At 63.9% G+C, this 13,945-nt stretch carries 14 protein-coding genes and 2 tRNA genes; 6 read left to right on the top strand and 10 right to left on the bottom strand.

The window, feature by feature from the left end:
* Positions 1-5: 5 nt before the first annotated feature.
* The gene (gene uraD / locus ABIE32_RS14580; RefSeq protein WP_429017237.1) at positions 6-557 is read right to left on the bottom strand and encodes a 2-oxo-4-hydroxy-4-carboxy-5-ureidoimidazoline decarboxylase; all 552 of its coding nucleotides are present in this window, start codon (positions 555-557) and stop codon (positions 6-8) included.
* Positions 558-625: 68 nt separating this feature from the next.
* Entirely contained in the window at positions 626-1,558 is a 933-nt protein-coding gene (locus ABIE32_RS14575) for a LysR family transcriptional regulator (RefSeq protein ID WP_429017236.1), read from the bottom strand.
* Between the two features lie 130 nt (positions 1,559-1,688).
* Between ABIE32_RS14575 and ABIE32_RS14570 the strand changes: the two genes are divergently transcribed.
* Genes ABIE32_RS14570 through ABIE32_RS14555 form a run of 4 tightly spaced genes read left to right on the top strand, consistent with a single transcriptional unit; the run spans position 1,689 to position 4,540 of the window.
* Positions 1,689-3,032 (top strand): MFS transporter, encoded by a 1,344-nt coding sequence (locus ABIE32_RS14570; protein ID WP_429017234.1) that lies wholly within the window; start codon positions 1,689-1,691, stop codon positions 3,030-3,032.
* Between the two features lie 24 nt (positions 3,033-3,056).
* The gene (locus tag ABIE32_RS14565) at positions 3,057-3,650 is read left to right on the top strand and encodes a hydroxyisourate hydrolase (protein ID WP_429017232.1); all 594 of its coding nucleotides are present in this window, start codon (positions 3,057-3,059) and stop codon (positions 3,648-3,650) included.
* 34 nt (positions 3,651-3,684) lie between these two features.
* Positions 3,685-4,020, top strand: a complete 336-nt coding sequence (uraH, locus tag ABIE32_RS14560; protein WP_429017230.1) for a hydroxyisourate hydrolase — start codon at positions 3,685-3,687, stop codon at positions 4,018-4,020.
* 31 nt (positions 4,021-4,051) lie between these two features.
* On the top strand, positions 4,052-4,540 hold the full coding sequence (locus ABIE32_RS14555; protein WP_429017227.1) for a nucleoside deaminase: 489 nt from the start codon (positions 4,052-4,054) through the stop codon (positions 4,538-4,540).
* Between the two features lie 81 nt (positions 4,541-4,621).
* Here ABIE32_RS14555 and alkB read toward each other — a convergent pair whose 3' ends face one another.
* From alkB to ABIE32_RS14535, 4 genes are all read right to left on the bottom strand, one after another.
* Complete coding sequence (gene alkB / locus ABIE32_RS14550; protein ID WP_429017225.1) at positions 4,622-5,287, bottom strand: DNA oxidative demethylase AlkB; 666 nt, start codon at positions 5,285-5,287, stop codon at positions 4,622-4,624.
* Between the two features lie 67 nt (positions 5,288-5,354).
* A complete protein-coding gene (locus ABIE32_RS14545) occupies positions 5,355-5,951 on the bottom strand; it encodes a methylated-DNA--[protein]-cysteine S-methyltransferase (RefSeq protein WP_429017223.1) in 597 nt (198 codons plus the stop codon).
* Between the two features lie 186 nt (positions 5,952-6,137).
* Positions 6,138-6,214, bottom strand: a tRNA-Met gene (locus ABIE32_RS14540).
* Positions 6,215-6,390: 176 nt separating this feature from the next.
* Positions 6,391-6,467: transfer RNA gene (locus ABIE32_RS14535), tRNA-Met, on the bottom strand.
* 266 nt (positions 6,468-6,733) lie between these two features.
* On the opposite strand from ABIE32_RS14535, the gene ABIE32_RS14530 reads away from it, so the two are divergent.
* Positions 6,734-7,894, top strand: coding sequence for an ABC transporter substrate-binding protein (locus ABIE32_RS14530; RefSeq protein ID WP_429017221.1), 1,161 nt, complete (start codon positions 6,734-6,736; stop codon positions 7,892-7,894).
* A gap of 120 nt (positions 7,895-8,014) precedes the next feature.
* Here the strand turns inward: ABIE32_RS14530 and ABIE32_RS14525 are convergent, their stop codons facing one another.
* From ABIE32_RS14525 to ABIE32_RS14510, 4 genes are all read right to left on the bottom strand, one after another.
* Positions 8,015-8,794, bottom strand: coding sequence for an enoyl-CoA hydratase (locus ABIE32_RS14525; RefSeq protein WP_224151335.1), 780 nt, complete (start codon positions 8,792-8,794; stop codon positions 8,015-8,017).
* A gap of 147 nt (positions 8,795-8,941) precedes the next feature.
* On the bottom strand, positions 8,942-10,804 hold the full coding sequence (locus ABIE32_RS14520) for a M61 family metallopeptidase (RefSeq protein ID WP_429017218.1): 1,863 nt from the start codon (positions 10,802-10,804) through the stop codon (positions 8,942-8,944).
* 175 nt (positions 10,805-10,979) lie between these two features.
* A complete protein-coding gene (locus ABIE32_RS14515; RefSeq protein ID WP_184706167.1) occupies positions 10,980-11,693 on the bottom strand; it encodes a DsbC family protein in 714 nt (237 codons plus the stop codon).
* 75 nt (positions 11,694-11,768) lie between these two features.
* On the bottom strand, positions 11,769-12,920 hold the full coding sequence (locus tag ABIE32_RS14510; RefSeq protein ID WP_429017215.1) for an FAD-dependent monooxygenase: 1,152 nt from the start codon (positions 12,918-12,920) through the stop codon (positions 11,769-11,771).
* Between the two features lie 84 nt (positions 12,921-13,004).
* Between ABIE32_RS14510 and ABIE32_RS14505 the strand changes: the two genes are divergently transcribed.
* The gene (locus ABIE32_RS14505) at positions 13,005-13,886 is read left to right on the top strand and encodes an MOSC domain-containing protein (RefSeq protein ID WP_429017212.1); all 882 of its coding nucleotides are present in this window, start codon (positions 13,005-13,007) and stop codon (positions 13,884-13,886) included.
* The last annotated feature ends 59 nt before the right edge of the window (positions 13,887-13,945 follow it).

The following is a 13,945-nucleotide window of genomic DNA, read 5'->3' as shown; positions in this document are numbered from 1 at the left end:
TGGACTCACGCTGCCTGCAGGCCAGCCGTGCGCACGCGCTGCGCCAGCCGCAGGCGGCTGATGAAGCCGATCTGGCGCAGGGCTTCGGCAAATTCCTGCTCGGTGTCGCGCTCGGTGCGCGAGGCCAGCTCGGCAAAGAGGCCCATGCGGGTGTAGTGGCGCACGCAGGCAATGAATGGAAAGCCGTGGCGCGCGCGGTAGGTCTGGTTCAGTGTTGCCAGGCGCTCGCCCTGTTCCTTTTCCAGATCGCCGAGCCCGGCGCTTTGCTGCTCTTGCTGGGAATCGCTGGTCAGCGTGCCGGAGCGCACCGCGCTGGCTGACAGCTCCGGGTGGCCGCAGAGAAAGTGCACTGCCTGCTCGCGCGGGCTGGTGTGCACGGCGGCCAGCATGGCGGCGTGCAGTGCGTCGATGCCCGCGAACGGACGCTGGCGCGCAGCCGATTCTGCAACCCAGGGGGCATATTCGAACACCTCGCCAAGTGCGGCCACGAAGTCGCCATGCGCCATGGTGTTGAGTTCGTCGAGCGAAGGGGTAGGGTGGGTGGAGGTGGTAGTCATGGAGCCAGTGTAGAAAGCGCGTTTCCCGCCTCCCAGTCCTGGCTTGTTATAGCCCGTATAGCATTCGGCTACGCCAGCTCTACAAGGGCCTGCGACGCCTGGCCCAGCAGGCCGCGCAGCCAGATATGGGAGGCATCGCGGTGCCGCGACGAATGCCATAGCTGGTAGAAGCGCATGGCGCGGTTGCCCACCGGCAGCGGCTGCATGGCCAGGGGCAGACGCCTGGCGTGGTAGGCGGCGAAGTGGCGGCTGGTGGTCAGCAGCAGGTCGGTGCCCACCAGCAGATCCGGGGCTTGCGAGAAGTAGGTGCACTGCACGCGGCCATCGCGGCTCACCCGCATGGTGCCCAGGCTCGATTCCACCACCCCGCGCTGGTCGGGCGAGTAGGGCGTGAACACCACGTGCGCCGCCTGCAGGTAGCGCTCTGCCGTCAGCTCTTCTGGCGCAGCCAGCGGGTGGCTGGCATCCATGAGGCAGACCACCTCGTCCTCGATCAGCGTGGAGATGTGCAGGTGCTCCGGCGGGCTGGGCCAGTTGCCGATGACGATGTCCACCTCGGCATTCTGCAGGGCCTGTTCGTAGTCGAAATTCTGCCCCAGCGGAAGTATGGCAAGCCGCGCCCCGGGTGCCTGGGCGCGCATGAGCTGGACGACGCGCGCCATGAAGGGTGGGGCCAGGTAATCGGGCGCGGCAATGGTGAAACGCTGCTGCGTGGTCTCGGCTGCGAACTCCTTGCCAGAGGTGAGCAGCCCGTCGATCAGGCCCAGCGCGGCGCGCGCCTGCTCCACCGCCTGCAGTGCCCGCGCGGTGGGCACCATGCGGTTCTTGTCACGCACCAGCAGCGGGTCGTTGAAGATGGCCCGCAGGCGCCGCAGCGCGGCGCTGATGGCAGGCTGCGACTGGTTCAGCCGTATGGCGGCGCGCGACACACTCTTCTCATGGATCAATGTGCATAGCACACGCAGCAGGTAGGTATCGAATGGATCTTCGCTGCGAGACACGTGTTTTCCCTATGAATATGCGTTTTGCTATGCGGCTCATAGCAGCTGGCTAGTTTCGCATATTGCCGCAAGCCGCGACCATGCAAGCGTTCGCAAACCCAACTACAAATTCCCGAGACAAGGACTTGCAATGAACGCTCAAAGTGTGCCCCTCAGTGGTGCGGCGACCTCCATCGACGAGGTCGACGCCACCTATTCCAAGATCTCCTGGCGGCTGTTGCCCTTTCTGGGTGTGCTGTGGGTGCTGGCCTGGCTGGACCGCGTCAACATCGGTTTTGCCAAGCTGCAGATGCTCGATGACCTGAAGTTCAGCGAAGCCGTCTATGGCCTGGGCGCAGGCATCTTCTTCATCGGCTACTTCCTGTTCGAGGTGCCCTCGAACATGCTGCTGCAGAAGATCGGCGCCAAGAAGACGGTGATGCGCATCACCATCGGCTGGGGCATCATCTGCATCCTGCAGGCCTGGGTGACGACACCTACGCAGTTCTACATCCTGCGCTTTCTGCTGGGTGCCTTCGAGGCAGGCTTCTACCCCGGCGTCATCCTGTACCTGACCTACTGGTATCCATCGAAGCGCCGCGCCAAGGCTTTTGGCACCTTCATGTCGGCCTCGGCCATTGCCGGTGTGCTGGGCGGCCCGCTGGCGGGCGGCATCATGACCTGGACGGCAGGTGCCCACGGCATGCACGGGTGGCAGTGGCTGTTCATCATCGAAGGCATTCCTTCGGTGCTGGCCGGTGTCGTGGCCTATTTCTACATGACCGACCGCCCCGAGCAGGCCAAGTGGCTGACCGACGCGGACCGCGCCATCGTGCGCCAGCAGCTGGAGCTTGACCAGAAGGCCCAGGGCGAGCGCGACAGCGACTGGCGCACCCTGTTCAGCAACCCCATGGTGTGGCTGCTGATCGCCGTGTTCTTCTGCCTGCTGTGCGCCAATTCCACGCTGACCTTCTGGATGCCGACCGTCATTCGCGAAGCGGGCTTCACCACCCCCATGCAGGTGGGCTGGATTGCGGGCGCCGCCTATCTGCTGGGCGCTGCGGGCATGGTGCTCAATGGCCGCCATTCGGACCAGCGTGGCGAGGTGCGCTGGCATTTTGCAGGCTCGGCCCTGCTGGGCGCTGCCGGCATGCTGGCGCTGGCCATCACCATGGGCATGGCCAGCATCCCGGTGGTGCTGGCGCTCACGGCCATGGTGCTGGCCCTCATTGGCACGATGAGCGCGATCCCCGTGTTCTGGCAGATGCCCAACATGCTGCTGAGCGGCGGCGCCGCTGCCGTGGGCGTGGCGCTGATCAACTCGGTCGCCAATCTGGCCGGCTTTGGTGCGCCCTACCTGATGGGCCTGATCAAGACATCCACCGGCAAGGTGGCGCCGGGCCTGTACCTGGTGGCGATTGTGGAAGCGCTTGCAGCGGTACTTGCCATTGCTTTCATTGCCCGCATGCAGCGCCGCAAGGGCCAGGGCCGCTGAGGCCGCACCCGAGGAGACCGGTTCATGACCCAGACATCACATTCCTCTGCGCCACAGGGCACACAGCCCCAGGCTGGCCTGCCCCAGGGTGGCCTGCCCCAGGATGGCCTGCCCCAGGCTCCGGCTCGGCGCCAGTTTGCCCTGGGCGGCCTTGCCCTGGGGGCTTCTGCCCTGGTGGCCGCGCGGGGCGCGCTGGCAGCCGATGCGCCTGCATCGCCTGCTGCACCCGCGCAGGGCACGGGCCCCATCGTGCTGCATGGCGCAAGCCCACGGCTGACGGTGCACACCATCGACACCTACCACGGCACGGCCGCTACTGGCCTGCGCATCGATTTTTCACGCTGGGATGGAGATGCTTATGCGCTGGTGCGCAGCTTCACCATCAACGCCAATGGCCGTGCCGACGAGCCGCTCCTGATCGACGACAGCTACCGCACCGGCCGTTACGAGCTGCTGCTGCATGTGGATGCGTATTTCGCAGCCAGGGGCGCCCAGCTGCCGCGGCCGCCGTTTCTCTCCAAGCTGCCGGTGCGCTTTCAGATCACCAATGCAGCAGAGCGCATCCACCTGCCGATCCAGTTCGGCCCCTGGAGCTACACCTACTCGCGCGGCAGCTGAGCCGCCGCAACGCTACTTGATCGAAAGGAACGCCATGGCAGGCATCAGCACCCATGTACTCAACCTCACCACCGGCCGCCCCATCAGCGGCATGCGGGTGGAGTTGTATGACCTTGCGCACACACCTGCGCAGCGCATCACCAGCACGCGCACCAACGCCGATGGGCGCACCGATGCGCCCATGATGGCAGCCACCGCCGCGCGCACCGGTGACTTCGAGCTGCGCTTTTACGTGGGCGAGCATTTCAAGGAGCCCACGGCCCTGTCGGACGAGGTGCTGGTGCGCTTTTCCATCTTTGACGCGGCCCAGCACTACCACGTCCCCATGCTGTGCTCGCCATGGTTCTTCAACACCTACCGAGGCAGCTGATCCTTGTTTTTCCATCCGAGGGAATGATTTCATGAGCAACGACAACAACGACACCGGCAAGTACCTGATTGAATCCATACGCCTGGCCATGGGCAACGTCAAAGGCCGCAAGCAGGCCACCTGGCCCTTTGGCGCCGTGCTGGTCAAGGATGGCCGGGTGCTGGCCCGTGCGGTGAACCAGGTGGACGAGCTGTGCGACCCGTCGGCGCACGCCGAAATGCAGGCGGTACGCATGGCCGCCAAGGCCCAGGGCAGCACCGATCTGTCGGGCGCGGTGGTGTACGCCAGCGGTTACCCCTGCACCATGTGCTACACGGCCATGCTGCTGGCTGGCGTGAAGACGGTGTACTACGCCTATTCCAATGAAGACGGCGAGCCCTACGACCTGTCTGCCGCGCGCGGCTATGAGCAACTGGCCAAGCCAGAGGGAGAGCGCGAGATGGCGCTGGTCAGCCACCGCGTGCGCGATGAGGGCGAAGACCTGTACGACGCCTGGCAGAAGGCCGTTTCTGCCGCCTGACCCTGTACTGCAGATTGCCAACCTCCTGTTGCCCCGCGTGCACTGTGCGCGGGGCTTTTTTGTTGCGCCGGGCGCGCCCGGTCAGCCCGCGCGGCGGAAGGTCAGGTTGATCCGTTGCTCCGCCAGCAGCGGATGCGGCACGGGACTAGCCCCGTCCTTGACCGGCATCACGCCGTGGTAGCGCATGCGGTCCACGCCTCCCCACACCACCACGTCGCCATGCTGCAGCGGCAGCTTTTGCGTGGCATCGCCGCGCTCATGGCCTCCCCACAGAAAAATGGCGGGCAGGCCCAGCGAGACAGAGACGATCGGCTGGCTGGCATCGCCTTCGTCCTGGTGCAGGGTGAGACGCGTCCCTACCGTGTAGCGGTTGACAAGGCAGGCATTGGGCGCAAACGCGGCAAGCGCCGCAGCTTCAGCGGCCTGCGCAGCCAGTTCCATGAAGCTCGACGGCATGGCAGGCCAGGGCTGGGCGCTTAGCGGATCGGCGCGCACATAGCGGTAACCCAGGCGGTCGCTGTACCAGCCAAACTGGCCGCAATTGGTCATCGCCACCTGCATGTGGCGCCCGCCGGGGGTGACGAGGTGGCGAAACGGTGCCTGGCGGATGATGAGCGTCAATTCATCGAGCAGGGCCTGTTGCCAGCGCAGCGCAAAGCCGCGCAGCACGCAGGCTTGCTCGCCGATGGCAATGCGCTCCCATTGGGGGCTGTCACTGGCCTCGTCAGTGCTGAACAGGTCTTGCATGTTCCTTGTTTGCTATTGTTTTTATAACTCATTGCGCCCATGGCGTGAGCGCCTGCAGCCGTTTTGATCAGATCAGCTCTTTCTGCTGCGTCTGGGCGGCAAACCCCTCGGTCGCGAGCAAGGCATGCTTGCGCTCCAGCCCCCAGCGGTAGCCGGTGAGCGAGCCGTCCTTGCCGATCACCCGGTGGCAGGGCACCAGCAGCGAAATTTCATTGGCGCCATTGGCCCGGCCCACGGCGCGCACGGCCTTGGGGTCGCCCAAAAGCGCCGTCAGCTCGCTGTAGCTGCGGGTCTGGCCCGGAGGAATCTGGCACAGGGCCTGCCACACCTTCTGCTGGAACGCCGTTCCCCCCAGCACCAGAGGTACCTGGGCTGCCAATGCGGGCGTCTGCAGCGCGGCCTGCACGGCCTGCGCCAGTGCGGCCAGGCCCGCGTCGTCGCGCACCAGGGCGGATTTGGGGTAGCACTGCGCCAGTTCTGCTACCAGGGGCGCTGCTTCGTCGCCAAAGTACAGCACGGCCAGGGGGGGCAGTTGCTGGCCGAGGGCGGTGGGCGCATCGCTGCGGGTGGCAATCAGCACCAGCCCCAGCGAGCAGGGCACCACGCTGTAGTTCAACTGCGCGGGCGCACGTGGCGGGGTGGGGAGCAGGGTGATGTGTGGCATGGCAAGGGTCCCTTCGGATGGAGTGATTCCACTGTAACGCGGCGGCTTTTTCCGTGCCTCGACATTCTTGCGCTGCAATTGCCGCGGTCCGGCGATCCGGCAGGCGGATTGCAAGGCGCGCGCGCGTGGCATTGCCATGCAAAAGCAAAAACCGCAGTGCCCTTGCGAACACTGCGGTTTGTTGTCTGGTGGTCGTAGTGGGACTTGAACCTACGACATCAGCATTATGAATGCTGCGCTCTAACCAACTGAGCTATACGACCAGGAGGGCGCATTGTAGGGGCAAAGTGGACGCGCTGCAGCACAATTGCGCTCTTTTTCACCAACGGTGCAGGTTGCGCGCGCACGGCAAGGTGCCAGCGAACCGCAGTCTTGAGGCCTGAATGCGCCTGCGCAAAGAAAAACCGCAGTGTCCTTGCGAACACTGCGGCTTGTTGTCTGGTGGTCGTAGTGGGACTTGAACCTACGACATCAGCATTATGAATGCTGCGCTCTAACCAACTGAGCTATACGACCGGCAGAGCGCCATTATATATCGAAATTTCAGCCCGAAGAAATTTCGCGGCACTTTTGCAGATAGCTGCACGAATCATCCGTGCGGATTTGCATAGCCCAGGACATTCATCAATAACGACAAACCCGAGTGTGTAAAAGATCATGCGCGCATATGTAAATTTTGTTGACAATATGTAGGCATTTCCCAATAGTGGCGCCTGCTTTATCGACCGGTGGGACGGAAATATCCCGCGGATCCGCAAGAAATCACTCAAGGAGAAGGCGCCATGCAGACGCCAGACAAGAACAGGGCAGCCGGGCAGCGGCAATGGTCGCGCCGCCAGTGGCTCCAGACATCCGGGGCGCTGATTGCCGGGGCGCCGTACATTGCGCGCTCGCAGTCCGCACCCATTCGCGTGGCAGCCACCTTTGCCAACAGCGGTGTGGAAAAGCCCAACGGCCAAGGTCTGTTCCAGGGGGCGCAGGCCTGCTTCAATGCCATCAACCGCGCAGGCGGCATCAATGGCCGCCAGATTGAGCTGGTGATGGCAGACGATGAGTTCAACCCTGCGAAGGCCAAGGAAAACGCGGTCAAGTTCGCCTCGGATGCAGGCGTGGTGGCATTGCTGCATCCCCAGGGCACGCGCCAGACGGCCGAGGTGATGAACGCCGTGCGCACGGTACCCATCGTGGGGCCCAACTCAGGCACCACGGCGCTGCACAAGCGCGGGGCGAACAATGTGTTCTGGGTGCGCACCAACTACGACGTGGAGCTGGAGCGCCTGGTGCGCTTTGCCGACACCCTCAATCTCAAGCAGATCGCCCTGGTCTATCCCAATGATCCGTTTGGCCTGTCGGTGCTCGATGGCTTCAATGCGGCGCTTGCGCGGCGCAACATCAAGGCCGTGGGCATTGCCAGCACGCCCGGCACGGCCAGCCTCGAAGTCGGCCCTGCTGCCAAGGCGCTGGCTGCTGTGCCCGCGCAGGTGCTGATCATGAGTCTGGTGGGCACGCTCCCTGCCTTTCACGAGGCCTACCGCGCAGCGGGCGGCTCGGCAATCTCGTTTGCGCTGTCCCTGGGCGGCAGCGCTCCCAATCTGGCAGCCATGGCCAAGCAGCCCGAGCGGCCGATTTTCTCGGTGATCGTGCCGCCACCCAATGCGGAGCGATTCGAGCTGGCACGCAGGTACCGTGCGGACATGCGCGCATCCAATTTCAGTGGCGATTCGCTGGTCAGCCTGGAGGGCTATGCCGATGCCCGGGTGCTGGCCGAAGGCATTCGCCGAGCGGGTGCAAGGATCGACCGCGACAGCGTGATGGCAGGTCTGGAAAGCATGAACGATTTCGACCTGGGCGGCCTGCGCATCCGCTACGGCAAGGACGCACGCGAGGGCAATACCTATACCGATATCGTGACAGTGGCGCAGAATGGCCAGATTCTGAGTTGAGGACTGAGTTGAGGATAGACGGAGTGAGGAGAAGCAAAAACGCCGCGTCATGCGGCGTTTTTCTTGGGAGTCTGCCAGGAGGCTCGAGCGGCTATCGAACGGCTACTCGTCAGCTATCCATCAGCTGTGCGTGAACTTGGCGTCGCGCTTGTTCACGAAGGCATCCATGCCTTCTTTCTGGTCGTTGGTGGCAAACAGCGCGTGGAACAGGCGGCGCTCAAACATCACGCCATCGTTGAGGCTGCCTTCGAAGGCGCGGTTGACCGATTCCTTGGCGGCCATTACGGCCAGCTGCGAGAAGCCGCTGATGATGATGGCCGCGCCCAGGGCTTCTTCCATCAGCTTGTCCAGCGGCACCACGCGGCTGACCAGGCTGGCGCGCTCGGCTTCTTCGGCATTCATCATGCGGCCGGTCAGGGTCATGTCCATGGCCTTGGCCTTGCCCACGGCACGCGGCAGGCGCTGCGTACCACCGGCGCCGGGAATCACGCCCAGCTTGATTTCGGGCTGGCCAAAGCGGGCGTTGTCGGCTGCGATGATGAAGTCGCACATCATGGCCAGCTCGCAGCCACCGCCCAGCGCGTAGCCGGACACCGCTGCAATCACCGGCTTGCGGATGGAGCGGATGGTTTCCCAGTTGCGGGTGATGTAGTCGCCGCCATAGGCGTCGGCAAAGCTGTACTTGGCCATGGCGCCGATGTCGGCACCTGCAGCAAATGCCTTTTCGCTGCCGGTGATGATCATGCAGCCAATGCGCTTGTCGGCGTCAAACTGCTTGAGCGCGTCGCCCAGCTCGTTCATCAGCTGGTCGTTCAGCGCATTCAGTGCCTTGGGGCGGTTGAGCGTGATGACGCCGACCTTCTCGGCTTCGACACGCACTTCGATCATTTCATAGGCCACGGTCTGTCTCCTTGGTTGGTCTGGCACCAGCGGCCCGCTGGCACCTGCATAGTTCGTCAGGCATCCTACACCAAGCCCGCTGCTGCGGCGCAGCAGGTGGTGCAACTTGGCACATCAGGGTACCTGTTCAGTGAAAGCTGTCGCTGTCTAGCGCCCATCCAGCCAGCAGTTGACCGATTTTTCATCGGCGACAGAGAGTGTGACGGTATCTGCAGGTGTGGCGGTTTTTGTGGTGGGTTTGCGACCTTTTGTCGCTGCCTTTTCTGCCATTTTTGGAGCTGTGGCGGCAGGCAACTGCAGCGGCAGGCGCAGCAGGCGCTTGTCGCGGGCGACGAGGGCGAGCACTTGGCTGGCGTCTCCTGCGTAGAGCAGCAGGTCGTCGAGCTTGCCCAGCCGCCAGCCAGCCGCCTGGGCGGTGGCTTGCACGGGCTCGATGCCAATCCATTCGTCTCCGGCCATCATGCCAGCGGCTTCGGCGAGGCTGCCGCGCAGCACGACCTTGATGCCGATGCCGGCAGCGCCTTCGCTCACGCGCAGGCCCAGTTGCTGGGCGATCTGGGGTGTGTCGCCCTTGCATTGAACGCCGTGCGCTTGCAAAAGTGTAGCAACAGGCAGGTCAAATCTGCCATGCACCCAGGCGGCGATATCGGTGGTCCAACTGCGGGCTGTCAGGGTGTGCAGCACATCCAACAGGTCCTGCTCGCGCATCGGGCCACCCTTGCATTGCTTGTAGAGCGCGCGCATCACCTGATCGAGCGTGGTGCTGCCTTCGCGGCGCAGGCTCAAGTCGAGGCACAGCGCCACCAGCGAGCCCTTGGTGTAGTAGCTGACGGTGGCGTTGGGCGTGTTTTCGTCCTGGCGGTAGTACTTGACCCAGGCGTCGTAGCTGGCCTCGGCCACGCTTTGCACATGGCGGCCGGGGGTCTGCAGCACCTGGTTGATGGTCTTGTTCAGGAGTTTCAAGTATTCGGCATTGTCCAGCAGGCCCGCGCGGCGCAGGATCAGGTCGTCGTAGTAGCTGGTAAAGCCTTCAAAGAACCACAGCAGCTCGGTGTAGTTCTCGCGCTCGTAGTCATAGCTGGCCAGCTCGATGGGGCGCAGGCGCTTGACGTTCCAGGTATGGAAGTATTCATGGCTGATCAGGCCGAGCAAGGTGGTGTAGCCGCTGCCGGCCTTGTTGCCATCGGACGCCTGGCCCTTGCGCGGCAGGTCGCGTCGGCCGCAGATGAGGGCTGTGGAGTTGCGGTGCTCCAGCCCGCCATAGTTGTCGTCCATCACATTGAGCATGAACACATAGCGCTCGAACGGCGGCTTGCCCTTGGGGTGCCACAGGCGGATTTCGGTCTCGCAGATCTTCTTGGTGTCGGCAATCAGGCGCTCGCCATCAAAGCTTGCCGCTGCGCCCGCCACGACAAAGCGGTGGGGCACGCCGTGGGCGGTGAACTCCGCGCTCCAGAACGCGCCCATCTCTACCGGGCAGTCCACGAGCTCGTCGTAGCTGGCAGCGTGGTAGCGGCCAAATCCGTTCTTGTGGGTCTTGATGGCAGTCAGGCCGGTGGCCACTTGCCAGCGCGGCTGGCTGGCGGGGGCTTCGATGTGCAGCACCTGCAGCCGCTGCTCGGCACCGTGCACGCGCACAAACACGCTGGTGCCGTTGAAAAAGCCGCGGCTCGCATCCAGCCACGCGGTGCGCACCGAGCTGTCGTAGGCGCAAATCTGGTAGCTCAGGGTAAGTGGCACGCCTGCGCTGGCGTCGATTTGCCAGGTGTTCTTGTTCTGCTGCACGGCATCGACCATCTGCCCGCCCTGGCTGGCCGTCATGTCCTGCAGGTTTTTGGAGAATTCGCGCACCAGGTAGCTGCCAGGTATCCACACCGGCAGCGATACGGTCTGCTGCGGCTGGGGCTCGGGAATATTGACCACCACCTCGTACAGGTGGGCGTTCAGATCCACCGGCGTGATGGTGTACTGGATGGCATTGGCGGCTGCAACGGGAATGCTTTTTTTCATGGACTGGGCCGGATGGCTGAGAGTATGTGCGCAGTATAGGCAGGGTATGGGTGGGCCAAGGGGCGCCTGCCGCCTTCCCTTGTCGGGATGGTGCTTTTCATCTGGGGACGGCTCGGCCATAAAAAAAGGCCCCGCAGGGCCTTGTTGTCGCATGTTCTCCTGGCGGAGCGCGTGCTTACTTGATGGTTTTCAGGCGTTTTTCCAGGTCTTCTGCACCAATGGCGCCGGGTACGCGCGAGCCGTCGGCAAAGAAGATCGTGGGCGTGCCGGTGATCTTGTACTTGCGGCCAAACTCCATGTTGCGCTGCAGGGCGGTCACGTCGCAGCTGGCGGCAGCAGCAGGGGCTTCGGTACCCTTGAGCATGTGGCTGGCCCATTCCTTGGCGGAGTCTTTGGCGCACCAGATGTTGCGCGACTTTTCGACCGAATCGGGGCTCAGGATCGGGTAGAGGAAGGTGTAGACCGTCACGTCCTTGACGTTCTGAAGGTCCTTTTCAAAGCGCTTGCAGTAGCCGCAGTTCGGGTCTTCGAACACCGCAATCTTGCGCGAGCCATTGCCCTTGACGGTCTTGATCGCGTCCTTCAGGTTCAGGCTGTTGAAATCCACTGCCGTGAGCTTGTTGATGCGGTCTTCGGTGAGGTTGCGGTGGGCCTGGGTGTCGATCAGCTCGCCCTGGATCAGGTAGTTGCCCTTGGCATCGCTGTAGAACACATCGGTGCCAATGCGCACTTCGTACAGGCCTTGCATGGGCGTGGCGCTGACTTCCTCAATCTTCTGCAGCTGGGGAATGCGTTCTGCCAGGGTCTTGCGGATCACGTCTTCTTGCGCGCTGGCGCTGAAACTGGCCGCCATGGCAGCACTGGCCAACACGGTAGAGAGAAATCGCATGAGAGTCTTTCTGTAAGTTCAAACAATCCAAAGGCCCGGGTGAGCGGGCCAACCCAGGTTTGTACCGCAAGGTCGCTAAAAGTTCACACCCATGGCCTGGCGGGTCACCCAGGCTTTGAGCGGGCCACTGCGCTCAAAGCCGCTCATGCCCCAGTTGCGCAGGTTGGCCAGTGGCAGTTCGGCCCGTGTAAACAATTGTTGGATACCGTCCATGGCCAGGCCAATGGGGGCGAGGCGTGCCTTGCGTTCACGTTCGTAGCGGCGCAGCAGGCGCAGATCGCCCAGGTGGCGCCAGCGGGCGTCTTCACCGGTCAGCAGCCGGGCAAGCGCTGCCACATCGGCCATGCCCAGGTTCAGGCCCTGGCCTGCCAGCGGGTGCACGGCATGGGCGCTGTCTCCGGCCAGCACCCAGCTGGCGGGTTCGCGCAGGGCGTCGCTGCCGGGCATGGGGCCGCACCATTGGCGCGCCACCGATTGCTGCAGCGGCCATGCGGCGCGCTCGGCCACCACCGTCAGGCGCCCGAGCGCCCCCTGGCTGGCAGATTGCAGCGCATCGGCAAATTCGTCATCGGCCAGCGCCTTGAGGGCGGGTACCTGCTTTTCGGGCAGCGACCAGACCACGGCGACTTCGCTGGCGCCCACACCGCCCAGCGGCAAGAAGGCGAGAATGTCGCCTGCTGGCGAGAACCACTGGCGCGCGGCCTGGCCGTGCGGCACCTCGCACTGAACACGGGTGGCAATGGCCGTCTGGTGGTAGGGCATGGTGGCAAATTCAACGCCAAACTCCTCGCGGGTGCGGCTGTGCCTGCCTTCGCACACCACCGTGAGGCTGGCGTTCACCGGGCTTGCCACCACTTCCACCATGGGCTGGTAGCGCACGGCGGCAGCCAGTTGGGCTTCCAGCGCGGGTACGTCCACGATCCAGTTGAGGGCATCGACGCCCTGGCGCTCGGCTTCGAAATGCACTTCGCCGCCCGCGTCGCCATACACATCCATGCGGGTGACGGGGGTGGCGTAGGCGTTTTCGGGCCAGCTGCGCACCGATTGCAGCACTTCGCGCGAGAGCTGGTTGAGCGCATAGGCCCGCACATCGCCATGGCCGCTGTTGCCGGGGGAGGGGGCGGTATCGACCAGCGCCACACGCATGCGCTCGCGCGCCAGCAGCAAGGCCAGAGTGCGACCCACAATGCCGGCGCCGCGAATACAAACATCGAATTCAGAAGCCATAGGCGGACTATTGTAGTAGGCGTGGAGCGCGGGCCATTTACTCGTTACAGTGTGGTTTGCCAAGAATCAAACAAGAGTACGACCATGGTAGACACCGATTTCTTCGACGTGACCGGCCAGATTGGCCAGTTGTGGATTTTCCCGATCAAGTCCTGCGCGGGCATTGCGGTGCAAAGTGCGCGCCTGCTGCCGACCGGTCTGGAGCACGACCGTGCCTTCATGCTGGTGGATGCGCGTGGCGAATTCATCACGCAGCGCGAAATCGCCCGCATGGTGCTGGTGCAGCCTGCGATCGAAGGTGGCGTGATGACGGTGACGGCCCCCGGCATGGAGCCCTTGACTGTGGACATGGCGTTCACCGGCCCCGAGCGCAGCGTGCGCGTGTGGGACGACCACGTGCCCGCGCTGCAGGCGCCAGACGCCATCAACGCCTGGTTCAGCCAGTTTCTGCAGAAGGAATGCGCACTGGTGCGCATGGCACCGCAGGCGCAGCGCCTGGCCAGCAAGAAGTGGACGCGCGGCGCCGATGCGCCCACGCAGTTTGCCGATGGTTATCCGATCCTCGTGGTCAGCCAGGCCTCGGTGGATGAGCTGAACGACCGGTTGACGCAGGGCGGCCACAGCGCGGTGGTGGCGCACCGCTTTCGCGCCAACATCGTGGTGCAGGGCTTCCAGTCGCACGACGAAGACCGCATCGAGGCGCTGGCGGTGCACCAGGGCAATGCAGACAGCCGCCAGTGGCTGGATTTGCCGCTGGTCAAGCCCTGCGCGCGCTGCCCCATTCCCGATATCGACCCGGCCACATCGCAAAGCGGCACGAGCGTGACCGACACCCTGCAGACCTACCGCCACGACGACCGGCTCGATGGCGCCGTCACCTTTGGCATGAACGCCATCGTGCCTGCGGGCGCAGGCGGCCTGCTGCGGGTGGGCGACCGGGTCGGCGGCGTGCTGCAGTTTGATTGAGCAACGGATTTAGTGAGAAAAACAGCTGCAGCGGCCAGAGGGTGAGCGCCTGCCGCTAT

Origin of the sequence: Comamonas sp. 4034, from assembly GCF_050434545.1 — a bacterium.
Lineage (GTDB): Bacteria > Pseudomonadota > Gammaproteobacteria > Burkholderiales > Burkholderiaceae_C > Comamonas > Comamonas odontotermitis.
The sequence above is the reverse complement of the archived record's forward strand: the minus strand, read 5'-3'. Positions and strand labels throughout refer to the sequence as shown.